The following is a 19,121-nucleotide window of genomic DNA, read 5'->3' on the forward strand; positions in this document are numbered from 1 at the left end:
TTTTGGGGGATGTATTAAATCTACATTCCTCATTTCTTTAAAAAAGGGGATATTGGTATGAATGTGAGACTTGAATTAACTTATAAGACTCCAAAAGGAACGGAAACAACATTCAGTTCAGAGGAGATGCGTGCCAAAAAAGCACTGTTATTAGCTGAAGATTTGGAAAAAACAGGACGAATGAAAAACATAATGTTTATCGACAATCATGAAAATAGGTGGAATCTGAAGGAACTCAGGAAACAGATGGAGGAAATCAAAACGGAGCCTCATAATGTGACGATTTATTTTGATGGTGGATTTGATCTGAAAACTAATAAATCTGGCTTGGGCTGTGCGATTTATTATGAGCAAAATAATAAGTCATATCGGCTTAGGAAGAATGCTATTGTCGAGGAGCTTGAAACGAACAATGAAGCAGAATATGCAGCGTTGCATCTTGGATTACAAGAACTGGAGCTTTTAGGTGTCCATCATTTACCTGTTACATTCATTGGAGATTCTCAGGTTGTCATTAACCAGTTGAAAGAGGATTGGCCATGTTATGAAGAGGAACTGGCCAAGTGGGCTGATCGAATTGAAAGTCATGTCAGCCAGCTAGGGATTGATGCCGAATACAAACTAGTTTCCAGAAAAGGAAATAAAGAGGCAGACCAGTTAGCATCCCAGGCGTTAAAAGAAATTGAAATAACGAGTACGAGTGAAGTGAAGGCTTAATTAATTTCTACATATTTTGTTCTTCTTCCATTAACAACCAAAATATACTCGAATTAAGTATATAGAAAATGATTTTCCTGTAGTAACCTCCAAATAATCTTTCTATGTAGTATTGTATCTTAATCAGTAGTAATGCATAAAAACTATCTGTCAGCAGATAATTATCAAAATGATTAAAAAAGTTCTATAATTAGAGTAGAATTAAGTAAGGAAAGGGTAACTTGGGGGAGGCAGACTCATGGATCCATTAGATATTGTTGATAATCTACATAACGTAAAGCCTGTTTATCAGCCAATCATCAGTGCTGTTCGGTATGATGTGATTGGTTATGAAGTATTGGGCCGGTTTCACGATGGTCATGAGTGGAGAAGTCTTGGCGCATTTTTTCACGATACCGAAGTCCCAGAAGAATTCAAAGTAGAAGTTGACCAGTACATATTAGAAATAGCAATTTCAAAAATGCTGGATTTAAATAAGGAAGGTTATTTATTTATCAACCGAAATGCCAAACAATTAATGATAGATAATGGCGAGCGTTTGTTGGAAACGCTGCTTACCTTCGAGCAAAGAGGATTTTCTATGGAGAGAGTTGTTATAGAAGTGACAGAGAATGACTTTGATGAAGAGGCGGATTCCCTAAGTCATTTGCTTCAATATTACAAAACCTATGGTATAAAAATTGCTATAGATCGCGTGGGGGCCAAGAGCTCTAATATTGACCGAATCCGACAGCTTGAGCCTCATATTCTAAAAATAAATACTAAAATCATTCGTACTTATAACACGGAAGGCTTTCAGGATATTATGCATTCACTATCCATGCTGGCCCGCCGAATAGGGGCAGCTATGCTGTTTGAAAATATTGAAGTTGATTCTCAGCTTCACTTTGCCTGGAAACACGGAGGGCGGTATTATCAAGGACATTATCTTGCGCAACCAGAATTTGATTTCGCATCGAGTGATTCACTTTCGTTAAATCTTGAAAAAGAAGTTGATGTATATATTCAGCGTGAGAAATCATTGGTAGAGCAACGGTTAACCTTAGTCTTGTTATGGGAAGAAAAGATTAAAAAGTTGCTTTCCAAATGGGAGGGTCCTGATAAGGCAGACATGTTTATTCAGGATGTTACGGATCAATTTAATGAAGAAAGCTTTCGTATGTTTATTTGTAATGGTAATGGCCATCAAGTATCTTCAAACTTTCGAAAAAGGGACGAAATTTGGGAGCAGGAATCACACGAAAAAGGTTCAAACTGGGCGTTTCGACCTTATTTCCTGGAAAATGTGATGCAAATGAAAACATGGAGAAAAGGAATGCTTTCCGACATTTATTCGGATATTGAAACAAGGGAAATGGTCCGTACGTTTAGTTACCCATTGACCAATCAACATTTTTTGTTTATTGATATAGGCTATACTTTCATCTATGAAAATGAATTTTTACTGATTTAAAGGATGTTTGGTAGATGAACCCACCTCAACAAACTTTTGAGGTAAATTGCGAAAGGAGTAATTTGATTTACTATTTTATGTTAATATAGGCATATAGTTACAAATATTGTTTTATTGTGTGGAATTCCTTTAATATCTTACCATTATTTACATATATCGACACTTCGCTTATACTACTAAGTAACTAGTCAATAAAGATTAAAAAATTGATAAATGATGGAATACTAGATTCAGAGAGGATTACGAAATGCAGAACCAACTAAGAAACTCTACCTTATTGATTGAGGAAAAGCGAACCACTATATGGTTTTTATGGTTGTTTTATATTATATATTTTGTTTATGATGTCTTTTATTTTTACATATTACCTGATAATCCTTGGAGTGAAGGACTAGGTTTACCAACATATGGTTTTAATTATATTATGTATTTAGTTATGTTTGTTCTTTTACCAATATCCTATTATTTAATAAAAAATAATAAACCTGGGTCAATTAAATATATATACTTTATAACTTTTACACTATTTAATATTGTAAATGATATTTGGGTTTACTCAGGGAATGATGCACCTTATGGCAGTGGTAATGTAATTGAAATAGTTATAGTGCTTTTTTCTCCAATCTTTGTAAACAAGAAGTTCTTTAATCTAGTGTTTTTAGGTACTATATTAAAATTTATAGTTGTTGGACTTGCTATACAAGATCCTCTGGTTATACTGCCATTACTTATGGTAGGTATTTTGGCAATGATCGCCTATATTCTTCTTAATCGTTTTTTAAGCTATGTTTCGGCCGTAGAGAGTTCCTATGATAAACAGTTGGAAGGTATCGTAAAAGGAATTATTGCAACCTTGGAGCTTAAAGATCCCTATACCCGGGGACATAGTGAACGAGTTGCTGAATACGCAATGGAATTAGCTAAAGCAACAGGTGAAATTAAAGACGATGAATTAAAATCTTTTTACTATGCATGTCTGTTACATGATATTGGTAAGGTCCATATTCCGGATTATATATTAACTAAACCAGAAAAACTAACAGCTGAAGAATTCGATTTAATTAAAACTCATCCAAGTGTTGGTGCGAATGCAGTTCAACAAGTGGAAGGAATTGCTGACAACATTGATGTTATCTATCATCATCATGAACGTTGGGATGGGAAAGGATATCCTGATGGTTTAAAGGGTAAAGAGACACATCTACTACCGAGAGTGACAGCAATTGCTGATGCATTCGATGCAATGACTTCCTCTAGATCATATCGGTCAGCATTACCTTTGGAGGAAGCTTATAACCAAATTATTGCCGGAAGAGGTACTCAGTTTGATCCTGAATTAGTAGATTTATTTGAGCATGTATTTCCTTCTTGGGCAGATTATCACAATAACTATAATAATAAAGATGATAGTCTGGAAGAGACTGCTACTACGAACTGAAGGGGGGGAATTTACTATGAAAATCCGTAAACTTAACAAAATTAAAGTGACATGCTGGTGGTGTCCTTGGTTCGTACGTTAGTATCTTATACAATTCAAAGATTTATTTTTCAAGGGGTGCTAGAAAACTAGCATCCTATTTTTCCTTTTCAACAGTGGTGGTGTGAACATGAAAATAACCTTGAAATCCCAACTAACCTTATATCCTCTAACGATTCGACGGGATAAGAAGCATTATATTGTTGAAGAAAGTCTTTCAGGCGATTTTTTTGAGATGCCTAAAATCTGTATTGATGCCATCCATTTGATAAATAAAAGTTTCACATTAGATCAAATCGAGCAAAACCTGGAACCACACTATCCAGAGGAGGAAGTGGATTTAGTTGAATTTGCTGAACAACTTGTAGAGCTTGGCCTTGTTAAGGAAATTGATGGTGAAACGCTTCATATTATGAAAAATAATGATTCTCCTCGAGGGTTTACGTGGCTTTCACCTAAGATAGGTCAATTCTTTTTTAATAAAGTGACAATGAAATTTTTTATGGCTATCACCATCTTAAATTTCCTTCTTGTAATCATAAACCCGCAGTTACTGCCTACATATCGTGATTTATTTATTTTCGACGCCATGACATTTAACATTTTAACGTTTATGGGCATTAGTTTAATGTTAATTGTTATTCATGAATTTGGTCATATCTTGGCTGTTCGTTCTCATGGCTTACCAGCTAAGCTGGATGTTGGTCACCGATTATTATTTGTTGTGTTCCAGACAGACTTATCACCAGCATGGAAGCTGCCACCGAGACAACGAAATGTTTTGTATCTTGCTGGGATATGTTTTGACCAACTTATGATTCTTATTGCGTTCACTCTAAAACTGTCTTTTCCGGAGGCTAGTTCACTCTTCATTGGTATTCTGGGAATTGTTGTGCTTGATATTTTTATTAAAACTATTTACCAATGCTGTTTTTATATGAAAACAGATGTATATTATCTTTGCGAAAATCTGACAGGGTGTTACAATTTGATGGAAAATGGGAGACAATACTTAAGCAAATGGCTCCCATTTATTAAGCAGGATTCCACTACTGAAACGTTTGAAGATGAAGCGAAATTTGTTCGTATGTATAGTTTTTTCTATTTAGGTGGGGTTCTTTTAACGTTTACTATATTTATCATTTATTTTATACCACAAGCATATTATGCGTATTCACAAACGTTACCTGAATTATTGCATCCTGGTGGAAACCCATACTTTTGGGATGCGGTTGTTTTTCTTGGGCAAACATTAGTGGTGTTTGGCTTACTGATTTATTCCTGGCATAAATCCAATACCTCCAGAACATACTAAGTATAAGTTTTGGAGGTGTTTTTATGGATAACAAAGATTTAGAAAACGTATATAATGATTATAAGAATCAGACGAAAGCCCCAGCACAACCTGAAGCAGATCCATTTCAGGAACAAATAGTTGCTGTTCGCAAAAATGATGATGGTGATATCATCGCATTTAAAACGGAAAGTGGAAGAGAGCTTGATTATGTGATGGCACTTAGTGAAGCAAAAGAAGGTAAGCTAGCTCATGTAGATGTATTCCATAAGTATGGCAGGGATATTATCCGAAGTGAACCGGATGGTGTGAAAGAGAATAACTTGGATAACCTGGATACGTTTTAATTAAATTTTTCAGGAACAAGATGAAACTGCAATCTAATGTATAGCTGAGGTTGCGGTTTTTGATTTGATGGCCAATCAAAGAAGGTAAGTATAAGTCTACTAGTGAAATTATTGACTCCATGTATAACGAGGATTTCAAAAAGTAATGCGAGTTATTAGTCAGAATCTGCTGAAAACAGGGCTGTTCATTATAAAGGTGAACATTTTTCTTTTGAAGAAACACGATGTTTTATCGCCCAGTTAATGATAGATGTATAAGAACAAAGTAAAAGTTACGCTTAACAATACAATTCTTCCACAATAATTCCCCCGTCATTTGATATCTTCTTTTTAACTGTTATCGAACTAAAATCAGTTATCCTTCATAATTTATTCCTCAAAATGATTGCCAACAATTTAATTGAATTCTATAATGGAAGAAATGTCTGAATCTTTTAAGGGGAGTGATGTCAAATGCCAATTAATATTCCAAAAGAATTGCCTGCCAGTGATTCTTTAAAGCAGGAGAAAATCTTTGTTATGGATGTAGCACGTGCCAAAACACAGGATATCCGTCCTCTTAATATATTAATCTTAAATTTAATGCCTGAAAAGGAAAAAACGGAACTTCAGCTGTTACGACTGCTGGGGAATACGCCGCTTCAGGTAAATATCAGTTTTCTCAGGACTGCAACACATCGGTCAAAACATGTTAGCAGGCACCACCTGGAAAACTTCTATACAACCTTTGAGGATGTCAAAAATCGCCGTTATGATGGAATGATTATTACAGGTGCGCCTATCGAAACATTGGAATTTGAAGACGTAACCTACTGGGAAGAACTAAAGGAAATTATGGATTGGGCGAACAGAAATGTCACTTCAACTCTACATATATGCTGGGGAGCTCAGGCAAGTCTGTATTATCATTATGGGATCGAAAAATTTATGATGCCGAAGAAAAGCTTTGGTATTTTTAAGCATCGCATATCCGATCCTACTGTTAATCTTGTGCGCGGTTTTGATGATATTTTCCATGCGCCACATTCAAGGTATACGAATGTTCCAAGGGAGGAGATTGAAAAGAATGCGGACTTAACACTTTTGTCCGTTTCTGAAGAGGATGCACCGTTTATCATCATGTCCAAAGATGCCAAAAATATTATGATTACTGGCCATTTGGAATATAATGCAACAGCTCTTGCTGAGGAATATGAACGTGATATTGACAAAGGGCTGGAAATCGATATACCAGCCAACTATTATCCAAACAATAATGTCAACGAACAGCCACCAAATATATGGCGTTCACATAGCCATTTACTTTTCTCAAATTGGCTGAATTACTATGTCTATCAGGAAACACCGTTTAAATGGGATTAACTTCATTCGGTAAAGCGGTCATATAAATAGTTAAAACTGCAATCTCATTTTACCGTGAGGATTGCAGTTTTTTTGATTGGAATAACGTTAAATATATTACACAACCTAATATATGGAGGTGAATTCATATGGCAAAAGGTAAAAGCAAAAAAGATTTTGCTGATGAAAATAAATTATATAATCCAGAAGCTAAGTATTATGAAAATCAAGGCAGTGCAGATACTTCTAACAAAGTTGCTGGAAACAAACAGATGAATCGGAAAAATAAATAAGCCCATAAGTTGCGCATGGTACCCTGGAGTGGCAGTCCATGGTATCATACGCTAATTTTCTCTCTTCAATTCTATTATGCGCACCAATCTTTCCAGTTTATCCAACTCGATAAAGAGTTCAATAATACTGTTTGCAATGGGGAAAACAAAATTCCATTTATCAAGCTCAGCCCCTTTCAGTTCCTCGACAAGATAATTGACTGTAATTTGCATCGCTGTCTTGGTTTCCTTCTGCAGATCTATATTGGGGATGATTTTATTTTCGTATAAAAGCAATATATTTTCGCTGTAGCTGTTCATTTCTTTTACCAGTTTTTTTATCACGTTAGATTTATTGTCTGGAATTGCCTCAATTTCGTTGATGTTTTTCTCTAACTGGCGAATTAATGTCTGTTTTTTGCTTAGCATCCGAATCATATGTTTATAAATGATAACGTTTCTGTAAAAGTTTCGCCGATTTTTAATGAACAGACGGCCTCTCTCGTCAGATATAATGTCATAATATTCTGTTGCATCATTAATTAATTGTTCAATTTCTCTGTCTTCCTTTTTCATTTCAGGAATGTTCATTGTCTTATTCGGTAGTACTCTCAATAGGAAGTTTGTTTTTTCGCTGGCACTTTTAATCAGGCTGAATAAATTCTTCTGATGATCCGGTGGAAAAACAATCATGTTAATGATAAAGGCAGAAAACACCCCAATTGTAACCAGTGATAAACGATCTATAACATACATAATGCTTAACCCATTTTCGTTTCCGAGCATCAATGCGATGATGGTTAAGACCGTTAAGCTTACAGTTTTATGCAAACCAAGCCTAACGTTAACTGCAATGGATATGATAACGATTAAACCAACTGAAAGTGGATGATGTCCGAGCAGAAAAGTCCCCAGCAAAGCAAACGCAAGCCCAACCCCATTGGAAACAATAACCTCTTTAATATAATTGTAAGACCGCATAATGGAGGGCTGCATAGCCAGAACAGCAGCGATCGCCGCCACAATTTCCAAGTCAAGTTCTAGCATACCTGTGATCAGTAAAGTTAATACAACTGCAAGGCCAGTTTTCACCATGCGTGGGCCGATATTGAATTCCATGTTTAGCACCCCTGAAATATAACGTATATTGTTATTTATATGCGGGGGACTTAGGGACAGACCTATGGAATAAGTGTATGTAATGACAGAAGAAGCTTCTTTAAACTAAGAAAGGGTCATTCCAGGATTATGTCCTGGAATGACCTGCCAAACGAAATGCATATAGTCTTTATTTCTCATTTCAATTCTTTCGTTTCTTCTGTATACAGGGCTGTTTGTTTTATGTTTACTCCAACAAACGATTCTAATATTGCCTGGCCACCAGCAATAGCCAATATAAAGATGAGATATTTAGCAATAAAGGGAATCCACAAAAAAATCACCGCTAAGAATGTGGCGCACCAAATCCCGGCACACCAATAGCAGGTTAATAGGTAACCAATTTTCGATTTTGGCACCTCTTTTGATTCGTTAGCGGAAATCTTTTTCTCCGTTAAAAAAGGTTTCCGGATAAATTCGGTTATTTTATCAAATACGATTAAGTGTGTTAGGCGGTAACTGGCGAGTATAATCATCACAAATGAGATCCAAGAAATTTCCATTTAACCAGACCCTCTCCATTAGTACATTATATTCGTTTACCCTGTAAAGGCGACCATTTTAATACTCAATTTCTTCAAAGTCATCTGGTTTGGGAGTTGGTTGTTTCTGTTTTAACTTATCGTTTTTTGCAATTTCCTCGTTCGTTTCCTGATATGGTTTAACTTTGCCAAATTGTTCTTTTACCGGTTTATCGTTTAATTTATTATCATTCATTGAGATACATCCTCCTAAATGAAATGTATTTTATTTCTGGATATCAAGTTTAGTTTTCCAAATTTATATCTTTTTATAACAGTAAAATCAGAAGTGACTGGGTAATAAACACTATAATAGGATAATAGTTTTATCTTTCAATCTTTCTCCAATAATCGACAAAATTTTCCTGCGAATTGTGTTAAATTAATTGTCATATTAAGGAGGAGGAAACAGAAGATGAAAAAAATATTGTTTTTCACCGTATGTTTACTAAGTGTTTTTGGCATGAACGTTGCTGCTGAACCAGCGAATCCAGACGCAGAACCACAAATTAAGGTTGAAGACGGGGTTACACAAGAAGTATTCTCCAAGGAGGATGCAGTACGTGAAACCGTTTATATTGAAACAACAGTTGATAGTGATGGCGATGGACAAAATGACAGAGTTCATGCTGAGATTATACGTCCGAAAGAAACGGAGGAAGGGTTGGAAGTACCAGTTATTTTTGAAATGAGTCCCTATCGCGCCGGACTTTCTTCACTGGATTTTCATGACGTAGATGTCGAATTAAATCCAGTAGAAAGAAATGGGCATGGTAAACCTTATGCTGCAGATTTACCTGGCTATTATGACGATTATTTTGTCCCGCGAGGATATGCTGTAGTCCTTGCTGAGAGTATTGGCAGTGGTCTTTCTGATGGTTGTCCTACTGTTGGGGATGAACGGGAGATTCGTGCTACGGAGGCTGTCATTGATTGGCTAAATGGCCGGGCAGATGCATTTACGGAAGATGGACAAGCAGTATCTGCTGATTGGTCAACGGGGAATGTTGGTATGACGGGTGTATCCTATAACGGCACATTGCCAAACGGCGTTGCAACTACTGGCGTGGAAGGATTAAAAACCATTGTTCCAATTGGTGCGATTAGCAGCTGGTATGATTATTATCGTTCCAATGGGGCTGTTGTTGCTCCAGGAGGTTATCAAGGTGAGGACGCTGATGTATTAGGAAAAGCAGTACTTACTCGTGATAATCCGGAAGTCTGTTCAGATTTAATGAATCAAATTGAGGATGATCAGGAACGAGAAACCGGGGATTATAACGAATTCTGGGACGCACGGAATTATTTGAATGATGTTAAAGATATTGAAGCTAGTGTTTTTGTTGTCCATGGCTTAAATGATTGGAATGTAAAAACACAGCAGTTCTCACAATGGTGGGATGAATTAAAGCAGTATAATGTTCCAAGAAAGTTATGGCTGCATCAAGGCGGGCACTCCAGTCCATACTACTTCCGAAATGAAGAGTGGTTAAAAACACTAAATAAATGGTTTGATCATTGGTTATACGATATAGATAACGGAATAATGGATGAGCCAGTTGTTGATATCCAACGTGAAGATGATTCATGGGAGACAACACAAGCATGGCCAAATGCTGATGCGACTGATACGAAACTGCATTTTACCGCTGGCAGTAATGATGCAAGTGGTTTAAGTGTTCAACCTGTGCCAAATAAAAATAAAGAAGTAGATAGTTTAATAGATAATGCGCTAATAGAATCTAGTGAATTAGTTCAAAATCCTTTAATGGAATTACCAAATCGCCAAGCTTATTTGAGCGAGGAATTAACGGGGGCCTATCGTATGAGCGGTACACCAAATGTATCTATTCGTGCCAGCATCGATCAGCCGACTGCTAATTTAACAGGGTTGCTTGTTGATTATGGACCAGATGGTGCTAAAATTGTTACGCGTGGATGGATGGATCCGCAAAATATCAACACGATGTCTAAATCAAAGGCACTCGTTCCAAACCGTCAATACACTTTTGACTGGGATATGCAACCAGATGATTACCAGTTTGAAGCTGGGCATCAAATTGGTATCGTTATTATTTCCAGTGATAATAGATATACGATACGTCCTGAATCTGGAACGACAATTTCCATTGATCCCGAGCGCAGCCATGTGACGCTTCCATTAGTAGGTGATATAAAAGAGCTGCGATGAAAAGAGGAAAAGCGATCATCCTAAACAGGTGATCGCTTTTGCTATTTCAGTGGGTAGGAAGCCCACTAAAGGGAGAGCTGGGACAAGGGACCTGACCCCATTGTCCCGGTTAGATTGTCCGCAATAGCAGTTTTTTCAGGAGTGGGGCGAAGTGTTCTGGGAGTTCGTCGACGCTTGGGATCATTAGGCGTTCTTTTCCATAGATATTCTTCATTGTTAAATCTTCTCTTTCGTCGATTTCTCCGTCTGCTAAGAACATTCCGATGACATCTATTCCTTTTTTGCGTGCTTCAGACACAGCCAGATTTGTGTCAATGATTCCATTCTGATCATAATTGGCTGCAGCTGGTTCGCCGTCTGAGAATACGAGCAGAAATTTATTCTTTTCTCTTCTGGCTGCTAATTCCTTTGTAATAACACGTATGCTAAAACCATCCCGGTTATCTTCTTGTGGCTCAAGCTGCATAATTCTTGCTCCGTTGTTTTGATAAAGGGAATCTGTGTAGGAATGAATCTCGTGAAAATAATTTGGCTGATAGTTTTCCTTTACGTCATTTGCATCCTCCCAGAATCCAACGATGGAGTGGGGGATCTTGAGTTGTTTTAATACTTCGTGAAACAGAACTACGCCACGTTTTGTTTCGTCCATTTTATTATGCATGGAAGCGGAACAGTCGACAAGCAGGGTGAAAATAGCATCGATGTCTTTGGATTCCTGGCTTTTTTTGTAAAATACCCTTGGGTTTTCGTCAATAATAACGGGCAACAGTTTTTTTGATAATCGGCCAATGATTAAATCTTTCCGAGGTGCATTCATTTTGTGTTCGAGTACTTTTTCAATGGTGGTCGCAAGCTTGCGTTTGTAAGCTTCAATCGTTTCAACAGCATTCTCGTAGGCTAGATGTTCTTCCTTCGATGGGGCGTTAGCTTTTTCGACAATTGCTACTGCATTTTTATTTTCCTCGCCATAGTTTAGATCGTTGTCATTCGAATGCTTTCCTTTGTTGGAGCTTTGTTTTTCAAGTGAATCGACTTTTGAGTAGTCGTTATTATCACTAGTCCCTGAAGCACCTTGAATTGTACCCATGGCTTGATCAGCATCCTCAGTTTCTCTTGCTCCACTGCCCATGATACTTGTCTTCGTGCCAGATTCTAATTCAAATTGAAGGAAGTTTTGTTTCCTGTCACTGTTTTCATTTTCCTGGTGCCAGGAGGGTAATTGTTCATCCATAGTCTCATTATTTTCTTCATCGATATCTTCTTTTTCATCGTTTGGTATGTCATCTGTCCGGGTTAATTCATCGAATAATGTATTCTTTTCATACTTTTCAATATGTGAAATCGGAAAAGAAAAATAGACATTTATCATGTCTTTATAATCATCTTCTATTTGCAAAACCATTTGTTCGGCAATAGCTGTAATGTCTTCCATATTTTTTGCTTCAAACGAGGCATAGATATGCGGTTTAAGTTTATCCAGGTTGCTAAGCTGCTGCTTATTCGCTTTAGGAAAATTTGGGTCCGGCTGATCTGTTTGAATCAACAGGTAGATAAGACAAAATAATTCATCAAGTGAATGATTTCTTGTTACGTTGGTTCCTAATTGTGTTTCAAAGTAGTGCTTCAGGTGTTTTCTTCGGACGGCAAAGTCTCTTTTTGTGCCTGGTCTTATTTTGGTTATGATTTCTTCCAATCGTATATCTTCCAGTAATGTAATAAGTTGAGCAGCGAAATTCGGCATGCCTGATTCGTTTATTTTTTCAAGATATTCTTTCATAAAGGGGACTTGTGAATAATGCAGTGTTCCAATTGTCCGCAAAAACACATCCGTTTTATAACCCTGTTCCTTAATTTCTTGATTGCTAATATCCCACAAATGACTGCCTGTAACATTACCATTCGTGAGGTCAATAAACGAACCATACTTATAGTTGAATTTTAAGTCCGGATTATCCGATAATATGGTGGATAGGTCCTGTAATTGCAAATAAAGATCGGTATCTATCTTGGAATCATCCCAACGGTTATATTTCATTTAGTATCCTCCTTTCTCATCTGTTTGTGGAATTAATTTTCCTATTAAAATAGGGTGTCTGCTAAATTTTTCACGAATTCTTTCTCACGTTCTTCTTCCAGTTTATCCACGATTGACCTTAAAATAGCGCGTTTCGGCGGGATAATCGAACTCAGATCACAGGCATCAAGCAAAGCACGGATGGACGCTGCTTCTTCGGATAATTTCCCTTGAGCAACTGAACGAATCAAATCGCTGGACAACGTGACAAATAAGTCAATTATTGTGTTGTTGGTTAGCCTTGTGTTTGATTGAATCAATTCCTTTAATTGTTCACCTTCAAGATATGGAACATCAATGACAATAAATCGGTTTTTCAACGCTTCATTTAATGGGACGGTACCAACATAGCCTTCGTTTATCGCAGCAATAACATTAAAGCCTTCTTCGGCAGTTATGATTTCGTTAGTGAATGGATTCGTCACGGTTCTTCGATAGTCAAGTACACCATTAATTAGCGGTAATGTTTCGGGTTTCGCCATATTGACTTCATCAATGTAGAGGAAGGTTCCACCATTCATTGCGCTCGTTACTGGACCTGGTACGAAATCAATTACTTGTTTTCCGTCCTCATATGCCAGGGTTTTAAAACCCATTAAGCTTTCTGCATCTAGATCGACTGAGCAATTGACATTAAACATTGGCTGGTGGAATAAGTTTGACAGCGTTTCAGCGAACTTTGTTTTTCCAGCCCCAGTAGGACCTTTCAGTAAAATATTTTTCCCCATGCTTAGTGCTGAAATCGCATCAATTAGTAAATCTGTATGAGGTGGCACATAGCCGCCTTGTCGGATTAATTCCTGAAATGTATTATCATCCGTTCGTTGGTTAGTATTAAGTATATTAGTAATATCTTTGGGAAGATTGTAGTTTGTGTGCATTGATAAACTCCTTTCAAGGATAGTTTAAACCTTATCGGAGGAGTTGACAAAGATTGCGGGACGAGGGACCTGTCCCTATGTCCCAATAGAGGAGGGTTTGTATGTTTTCTTTTCGTGGCGATGCGCATAAGTTATTCCTGACTTTAAAGAAACTGAAGGATATACATTCGAATAAGGATCTCAAAGAAGCTGCTGAAATAAAATCGTTTTATGAATCCCTTGAAAGCGAAACCCTCAGATTAATTTATTATCGCATGGTAAAAGAGCAAAACGGAACAGGTATTATTCCTATATTTGTCACGGCTATTCCCTGGCTTTTATTTCTATTTTCTGACAAAATTCAAGACTTTTTATTTAAGGATGGTATTTTAATTTGGGCTATTTTCATTACAATATACTTGATCTTACTAACAGTGAGCGCCTTTTTTCATTTTAAAGAAAAAGCATGGGCTGCGTTACATATTGAGATAATTAAGGATGTTCTGGAGGAAAGGGATAATAACAGTTAAGTTTCTATTCCAGTGTAAGCTTTTGTCAGGAGTATTAAAACGAATGATTTGTTAAAACTAATTAGAAAACTTGGCTTATCGCCAAGTCTTTATGGCGAAAGCCTAAGTTGCACTTATGCAGTAAAAAAGTATTTATACTTTTCTTAACTGCCAAATAAAGGAGGGATTTATTTTGAGTAAGGGCAAGAAGAAGAAGAACAAGAGCAAGGAAGAGTTAAACGATATGAAGGATGATAAAAAATATCGGCAAAACCGGCCGCCAAGATAACCAGCAGGAGGTTAATTACATGTCAGAACAAAATAAAAACCACAATCGGGATACAGGTAAGCAGCAGAATGTATTGAAGTATGATACAGAACCGAAGCGCGAGAAGAATGAAACAGAGATTGCAGAAGACACCGAATTTCTAAATCAGGAAAATAAAAGAAACAAGAGAAAGCGATAAATGGGAGAGCATGTCCATAGTGGCATGCTCTTTTAACTCGTGTTGAAGTGCATTTGCCGCGCAATGCTGAAGTTCACACTGATTTCGCTGAAGTTCACAAATAGGCTGCTCGAAGTTCACATTACCCCGCCGAAGTTCACAAACTGAAAAGATAATCGGAATTAGAAAACTTGGCATTCGCCAAGCCTTAATGGCGAGTGCCTTAGTTGCACTTATGCAGTAAGAAAGTATTTATACTTTCTTAACTGCCAAAAAAAGTGCCGGGGATATAATATCCAGCCGACGCCTTTTCGTATTATATGTGGAAAACTTCAAATGTTTCCGGTTCTGCCTCTTTAATAAATTTACAAGGTTCTTCCGAAGTGATCATATGAAGTCCATGCATCGCTCTAGTGCAGGCAGTGTAAAAGAGTGCACGATCTGACTCTTTGGCATAGTGCCCGGCAGAAACCTCAGGGATAATAACAGCATCAAATTCGATTCCTTTGGCCAAGTAAATAGGCAGAATAAGCAATCCTTTTTCGAATGAATAAGTCTGCTCTGTTATTTGTCTAATTACTATTTTATCCTGAAGCTTTTGGTAAAGTTCATCGCATTCCTTTAGTGTTTTGCAAATAATTGCGATTGTTTCATTTCCATCACTGCGAAGTTCTTCAATCTCGGCAATTACCTTATCGGTTCTATTCGCCTTATTCTCCAACTTAATCAATTTAGGTTTGTTGCCGGATCGATCAAATGATTCGATTACTGCTTCACCAGGGGCAAAGTCCTTTGTGAATTCTACGATTTGTTTCGTTGATCGATAACTTTTTGTAAGGGTAATTTGTTCATGGTTCTGCTCTAGTTTCGCAGGTATTAGCGGATTATCCTCAGTAGCGTATGCGTATATTGCCTGATTAATATCACCAAGTAATGTCATCCTGGTGTAAGGGAAAATATGCCTGATATATGCAAACTGGAATGCTGAATAATCCTGTGCTTCATCGATGAACAGGTGACGAACTGACCGTTCTGAATCATCACCAAGTAGTCTGCCTTTAAAATAAAGATATGGTGTTGCGTCTTCCCAGGTTAAAAACTTCTGCGACAAGTTGGCAGCGGTATGTGCTCGGATTTTTCCCCAGTCAGCAGGAGTTTGGTCGGTTTCCCAATTCAAGAACATTTCCTGGTATGTCGCCAGCACATGAACGAAGTCAAAGCGTTTCACCCGTTTTTTAATCTGGGCAAAGTGGCGCTTCACAACTTCTTTACGCAGGAATTCTTCTTCCAAACTTGAATTTTCTTCATCTTCCTGCTGGCTGGAATGGTATGCCTCTAAATACTCGTCCTTGTCCAGCAGTTCAACCTTTTCCATTACCCAGTCCTTATCTTTTTCCTGCTTTTGGCTTTTTCGTAATTCATGCAACAGCCACGTAGCAACAGCTTCCATTCTGTTTGGAAGAGAAATCTCCTCCAGTGAATAGAAGTAGTCAGAAATTTGCTCTTTTGAAATAAGGACTTCGTGATGTAACGTAATATTCCTAAATCGAATACCGTGATAGTTCAGTTGGAAGATGTACTCATCCAATAGCGACTTGAAATCCAAACTTGATTTGTATGTCATGTTAGTAAGACGACTATCATAATCTTTCTCGTCCATTTCCGTTAATGTATATTCCATTTGGGAAAAAGGGGACTCAATTGTAATACCCTTTTCGATCCGCTTTTCCAAAAAATCATAAAAGGTGGATTGCTGGATATTTTCTTCCCCTAATTCAGGAAGTACATTGGCGACATAGCTTGAAAATAACGGGTTCGGTGAAAAGAGCAGTAAGTTGTTGGCGTTAAGCTCTTTTCGAAATCGATACATAAGGTACGCTATTCGTTGCAGGACTGCAGATGTTTTTCCACTCCCGGCAACACCTTGGACAATTAAAAGATCACTCCGTTCATTTCGGATGATTTTATTTTGTTCCTTTTGGATGGTTGCGACAATACTTTTCATTGTTGTACTTGCATTATCTCCCAGGGCTTGCTGGAGAAGCTGGTCACCAATTGTAAGTCCGGTGTCAAACATGCTTATAATATTGCTTTGTCTGATAATGAACTGCCTTTTTAATGAGATTTCCCCGGTTATTGTTTCATCCATTGTTTCATATTGCGCTTTCCCGGGAGCGTAGTCATAATAAAGGCTGGAAATGGGAGCACGCCAATCGTATATAAGGAAGTTTTCTTCTTCCAGATCCATCAGGGAGGAGGTACCAATATATATTTTTTCATTTTCATTTTCATTTTCAATAAAATCAATTCGTCCAAAATAAGGGGAGTCCTTTAATTTCTTGAGTTTTTTCAGTTCCTTGTCCATGTTCCCGTGGAGCTGTTCCCGTTCAATCAGCAACTCGGCCTGTTGTTTAACGCTTGCTTGCGTTTCGATTACGTCATCAGGTTCATCCAGGTTAACCGTCACATCATCCCAAAAATTCTCGCGCAGATTGATGATTGTGTCTTTTAATCCTGCAGATTTTTTATAAATCGTTTCCTCTTTGTTGTTAATTTCATTGATAATTTCATTGACTCGATGCTGTTCAGCTTCCCGGCTCATGCCACCAACCCCATTCTTAAAAACTTTTTCATTGACTTTAAATATAACTGATGATACAATATAATTGGATATATTTATATTCATATATACAATTAATGATCATTATATTAGTTTACCATAATTAGCTATGGGCAACAATAGTTTTTACTGTTGTTGTCTTTTTATTTTGTATTAGGCTATTTCCATCATTGTAGCGAACCCCCCGTAATCCCTTTTCTTATATATGCCCAAATTAATGTAAAAACATCTAAGCTATGAGTTATCTAACATCTTTTAACTAATTTTAATAAAGATGGAAGATTCTGTTTCTGTGTCCCTATGAATTGTCTTTTGACTATTGGAAAACATAAATGAGTGTGAATAATTATTTTCCTAACTAATTTGAGGGACATGGAGAAGGAGATTATGAAATGAAACACTCAATAAATCCTGTTATTGGAATTACCAGTTCTATTGTCAATCACAATAATATTAAGAGTGTTAATTTGCACGAGAGGTTTATTCGTTCAGTAACACAGGCAGGTGGAATCCCAATTATAATTCCAACTGGTACGGAAGAAATGCCAAAATTATGGGTCTCCAACTGTGATGGAATTATTTTAAGCAGTGGAGAAGATGTCGATCCAAATTCGTATCGAGCAAATCCTGATCCAAGAATACAAATGACCAATGAAAAACGTGATAAAACGGAGATTGGGCTTGTGGAACATGCTCTAAAACAGAAAAAGCCGATTCTTGCCACCTGCAGAGGGGCTACAATGCTAAACGTTGCGTTAGGCGGAACAGTTATACAAGACATAGAATCCAATAATCCAAATGCTATTAATCATTATCAGCAAGCAGCAAGACCGGAGCCCACTCATGAAGTTCAAATTGAGAATAACAGTTGGCTTTATGAAATTCTAAATAATACAACCTACAGAGTTAATAGCATTCATCACCAAGCTATTGGTAAAATCGCGTCTGGCCTTAGAATTGTTGCGGTCGCTCCAGATGGTGTCATTGAAGCAGTTGAAGGAACAGGCGAATACACCAAACTGTTATTGGGGGTTCAATGGCACCCTGAAGAGATGGCTAGCGAGGATTCAAACATGCAAAATTTATTTAAAGCGTTTGTCGGTGAGTGTATAAACACAGTATAGTAAAGGTAATAGCTTTTCTAATATTATAAAGATTTTTGGGATGTGATTGTGATTGATTCCAGGCTGGAAAATATAAAATACGTATGGTATGCGAGCTATGGTTCTAATTTAAGCAGAGATAGATTTTTATGTTACATAAAAGGTGGTAAACCCAGAGGATCTGAAAAAGTTGAGGTTGGGTGTAAAGATAAGTCTCTTCCTATAAAAGAAACGACATATATAATGCGTTATCCTTTATATTTTGCAAAATCATCAGAGCGTTGGCAAAACAAAGGGGTAGCTTTCATCGGATTAAATAAAGATGAAAAACATCATACATACAGCAGGAAATATTTAATAACAGTAGAGCAATTTATGGATGTGGTAAAACAGGAAAATAACGGTGCTGCATTAGATATAGATTTAATTGAAATTATAAAGGATGGATCTAAAACATTAAGAGATTCTTGGTATGGAACTATTTTATATTTAGGTGAAGAGGGTGGATATCCAATCTTAACTTTTACAGCAGATTGGGATTTAGATGTTCCTTATAATAAACCATCTGAAGAATATCTAAGTATGATCATTAATGGTTTAAAAACAACTTTAGAGCTTGAAGATACTGAGGTATTAAATTATTTAAGTTCAAAACCAGGTGTAGCTGATAATTATAATAGAAACGAACTTGAAAAACTATTGTAGTGAGAATTGGGCAGAATGGCTGAATATTTATGC

At 37.0% G+C, this 19,121-nt stretch carries 18 protein-coding genes; 12 read left to right on the forward strand and 6 right to left on the reverse strand.

Annotated features, from left to right (window positions below):
- Positions 1-57 precede the first annotated feature (57 nt).
- The 7 genes from BMY13_RS17480 (at position 58) to BMY13_RS19595 (ending at position 6,922) form a co-directional block, all read left to right on the forward strand.
- Positions 58-717: a reverse transcriptase-like protein gene (locus BMY13_RS17480; protein ID WP_092493868.1), complete on the forward strand. Its 660-nt coding sequence runs from the start codon at positions 58-60 to the stop codon at positions 715-717.
- Positions 718-955: 238 nt separating this feature from the next.
- On the forward strand, positions 956-2,170 hold the full coding sequence (locus BMY13_RS17485; RefSeq protein WP_092506206.1) for an EAL domain-containing protein: 1,215 nt from the start codon (positions 956-958) through the stop codon (positions 2,168-2,170).
- A 247-nt stretch (positions 2,171-2,417) separates the two neighbouring features.
- A complete protein-coding gene (locus BMY13_RS17490; protein ID WP_092506208.1) occupies positions 2,418-3,608 on the forward strand; it encodes an HD-GYP domain-containing protein in 1,191 nt (396 codons plus the stop codon).
- Between the two features lie 169 nt (positions 3,609-3,777).
- Positions 3,778-4,962, forward strand: a complete 1,185-nt coding sequence (locus BMY13_RS17495) for a peptidase (RefSeq protein WP_092506210.1) — start codon at positions 3,778-3,780, stop codon at positions 4,960-4,962.
- A gap of 23 nt (positions 4,963-4,985) precedes the next feature.
- Complete coding sequence (locus BMY13_RS17500) at positions 4,986-5,288, forward strand: DUF3892 domain-containing protein (protein ID WP_092506212.1); 303 nt, start codon at positions 4,986-4,988, stop codon at positions 5,286-5,288.
- A 453-nt stretch (positions 5,289-5,741) separates the two neighbouring features.
- Complete coding sequence (metA, locus tag BMY13_RS17505; RefSeq protein WP_092506214.1) at positions 5,742-6,650, forward strand: homoserine O-acetyltransferase MetA; 909 nt, start codon at positions 5,742-5,744, stop codon at positions 6,648-6,650.
- A 128-nt stretch (positions 6,651-6,778) separates the two neighbouring features.
- Positions 6,779-6,922 carry a hypothetical protein gene (locus BMY13_RS19595; protein WP_175476862.1) on the forward strand — a complete coding sequence of 48 codons (144 nt, stop codon included), beginning with the start codon at positions 6,779-6,781 and terminating at the stop codon, positions 6,920-6,922.
- A 51-nt stretch (positions 6,923-6,973) separates the two neighbouring features.
- On the opposite strand, the gene BMY13_RS17510 is transcribed toward BMY13_RS19595, so the two are convergent.
- From BMY13_RS17510 to BMY13_RS19600, 3 genes are all read right to left on the reverse strand, one after another.
- Entirely contained in the window at positions 6,974-8,020 is a 1,047-nt protein-coding gene (locus BMY13_RS17510; protein WP_092493874.1) for an FUSC family protein, read from the reverse strand.
- A gap of 176 nt (positions 8,021-8,196) precedes the next feature.
- Positions 8,197-8,562, reverse strand: coding sequence for a DUF1360 domain-containing protein (locus tag BMY13_RS17515; protein WP_092506216.1), 366 nt, complete (start codon positions 8,560-8,562; stop codon positions 8,197-8,199).
- 58 nt (positions 8,563-8,620) lie between these two features.
- Positions 8,621-8,776: a hypothetical protein gene (locus tag BMY13_RS19600; protein ID WP_175476863.1), complete on the reverse strand. Its 156-nt coding sequence runs from the start codon at positions 8,774-8,776 to the stop codon at positions 8,621-8,623.
- Between the two features lie 219 nt (positions 8,777-8,995).
- On the opposite strand from BMY13_RS19600, the gene BMY13_RS17520 reads away from it, so the two are divergent.
- The gene (locus BMY13_RS17520; protein WP_092506218.1) at positions 8,996-10,771 is read left to right on the forward strand and encodes a Xaa-Pro dipeptidyl-peptidase; all 1,776 of its coding nucleotides are present in this window, start codon (positions 8,996-8,998) and stop codon (positions 10,769-10,771) included.
- Positions 10,772-10,880: 109 nt separating this feature from the next.
- On the opposite strand, the gene BMY13_RS17525 is transcribed toward BMY13_RS17520, so the two are convergent.
- Together BMY13_RS17525 and BMY13_RS17530 are read right to left on the reverse strand one after the other, a co-directional pair.
- Positions 10,881-12,806 carry a vWA domain-containing protein gene (locus BMY13_RS17525; RefSeq protein ID WP_092506220.1) on the reverse strand — a complete coding sequence of 642 codons (1,926 nt, stop codon included), beginning with the start codon at positions 12,804-12,806 and terminating at the stop codon, positions 10,881-10,883.
- A gap of 44 nt (positions 12,807-12,850) precedes the next feature.
- Entirely contained in the window at positions 12,851-13,726 is an 876-nt protein-coding gene (locus BMY13_RS17530) for an AAA family ATPase (RefSeq protein WP_092493878.1), read from the reverse strand.
- Positions 13,727-13,827: 101 nt separating this feature from the next.
- On the opposite strand from BMY13_RS17530, the gene BMY13_RS17535 reads away from it, so the two are divergent.
- Both BMY13_RS17535 and BMY13_RS19605 read left to right on the forward strand, forming a co-directional pair.
- Positions 13,828-14,235, forward strand: a complete 408-nt coding sequence (locus BMY13_RS17535) for a hypothetical protein (RefSeq protein WP_092506222.1) — start codon at positions 13,828-13,830, stop codon at positions 14,233-14,235.
- A 287-nt stretch (positions 14,236-14,522) separates the two neighbouring features.
- Positions 14,523-14,681, forward strand: a complete 159-nt coding sequence (locus BMY13_RS19605; protein ID WP_175476864.1) for a hypothetical protein — start codon at positions 14,523-14,525, stop codon at positions 14,679-14,681.
- A gap of 295 nt (positions 14,682-14,976) precedes the next feature.
- Here the strand turns inward: BMY13_RS19605 and helD are convergent, their stop codons facing one another.
- A complete protein-coding gene (gene helD, locus BMY13_RS17540; protein WP_092506224.1) occupies positions 14,977-17,262 on the reverse strand; it encodes an RNA polymerase recycling motor HelD in 2,286 nt (761 codons plus the stop codon).
- A gap of 410 nt (positions 17,263-17,672) precedes the next feature.
- Between helD and BMY13_RS17545 the strand changes: the two genes are divergently transcribed.
- Both BMY13_RS17545 and BMY13_RS17550 read left to right on the forward strand, forming a co-directional pair.
- Complete coding sequence (locus BMY13_RS17545) at positions 17,673-18,404, forward strand: gamma-glutamyl-gamma-aminobutyrate hydrolase family protein (RefSeq protein ID WP_092506226.1); 732 nt, start codon at positions 17,673-17,675, stop codon at positions 18,402-18,404.
- 48 nt (positions 18,405-18,452) lie between these two features.
- On the forward strand, positions 18,453-19,088 hold the full coding sequence (locus tag BMY13_RS17550) for a hypothetical protein (protein ID WP_245736150.1): 636 nt from the start codon (positions 18,453-18,455) through the stop codon (positions 19,086-19,088).
- Positions 19,089-19,121: the final 33 nt, after the last annotated feature.

This window comes from Virgibacillus subterraneus, assembly GCF_900110695.1.
Taxonomy (GTDB): domain Bacteria; phylum Bacillota; class Bacilli; order Bacillales; family Amphibacillaceae; genus Lentibacillus; species Lentibacillus subterraneus.

Coding starts and splice junctions, on each gene's coding strand:
- BMY13_RS17480 (WP_092493868.1), top strand. CDS start 58: ATGAATGTGAGACTTGAATTAACTTATAAGACTCCAAAAGGAACGGAA.
- BMY13_RS17485 (WP_092506206.1), top strand. CDS start 956: ATGGATCCATTAGATATTGTTGATAATCTACATAACGTAAAGCCTGTT.
- BMY13_RS17490 (WP_092506208.1), top strand. CDS start 2,418: ATGCAGAACCAACTAAGAAACTCTACCTTATTGATTGAGGAAAAGCGA.
- BMY13_RS17495 (WP_092506210.1), top strand. CDS start 3,778: ATGAAAATAACCTTGAAATCCCAACTAACCTTATATCCTCTAACGATT.
- BMY13_RS17500 (WP_092506212.1), top strand. CDS start 4,986: ATGGATAACAAAGATTTAGAAAACGTATATAATGATTATAAGAATCAG.
- metA (WP_092506214.1), top strand. CDS start 5,742: ATGCCAATTAATATTCCAAAAGAATTGCCTGCCAGTGATTCTTTAAAG.
- BMY13_RS19595 (WP_175476862.1), top strand. CDS start 6,779: ATGGCAAAAGGTAAAAGCAAAAAAGATTTTGCTGATGAAAATAAATTA.
- BMY13_RS17510 (WP_092493874.1), bottom strand. CDS start 8,020: ATGGAATTCAATATCGGCCCACGCATGGTGAAAACTGGCCTTGCAGTT.
- BMY13_RS17515 (WP_092506216.1), bottom strand. CDS start 8,562: ATGGAAATTTCTTGGATCTCATTTGTGATGATTATACTCGCCAGTTAC.
- BMY13_RS19600 (WP_175476863.1), bottom strand. CDS start 8,776: ATGAATGATAATAAATTAAACGATAAACCGGTAAAAGAACAATTTGGC.
- BMY13_RS17520 (WP_092506218.1), top strand. CDS start 8,996: ATGAAAAAAATATTGTTTTTCACCGTATGTTTACTAAGTGTTTTTGGC.
- BMY13_RS17525 (WP_092506220.1), bottom strand. CDS start 12,806: ATGAAATATAACCGTTGGGATGATTCCAAGATAGATACCGATCTTTAT.
- BMY13_RS17530 (WP_092493878.1), bottom strand. CDS start 13,726: ATGCACACAAACTACAATCTTCCCAAAGATATTACTAATATACTTAAT.
- BMY13_RS17535 (WP_092506222.1), top strand. CDS start 13,828: ATGTTTTCTTTTCGTGGCGATGCGCATAAGTTATTCCTGACTTTAAAG.
- BMY13_RS19605 (WP_175476864.1), top strand. CDS start 14,523: ATGTCAGAACAAAATAAAAACCACAATCGGGATACAGGTAAGCAGCAG.
- helD (WP_092506224.1), bottom strand. CDS start 17,262: ATGAGCCGGGAAGCTGAACAGCATCGAGTCAATGAAATTATCAATGAA.
- BMY13_RS17545 (WP_092506226.1), top strand. CDS start 17,673: ATGAAACACTCAATAAATCCTGTTATTGGAATTACCAGTTCTATTGTC.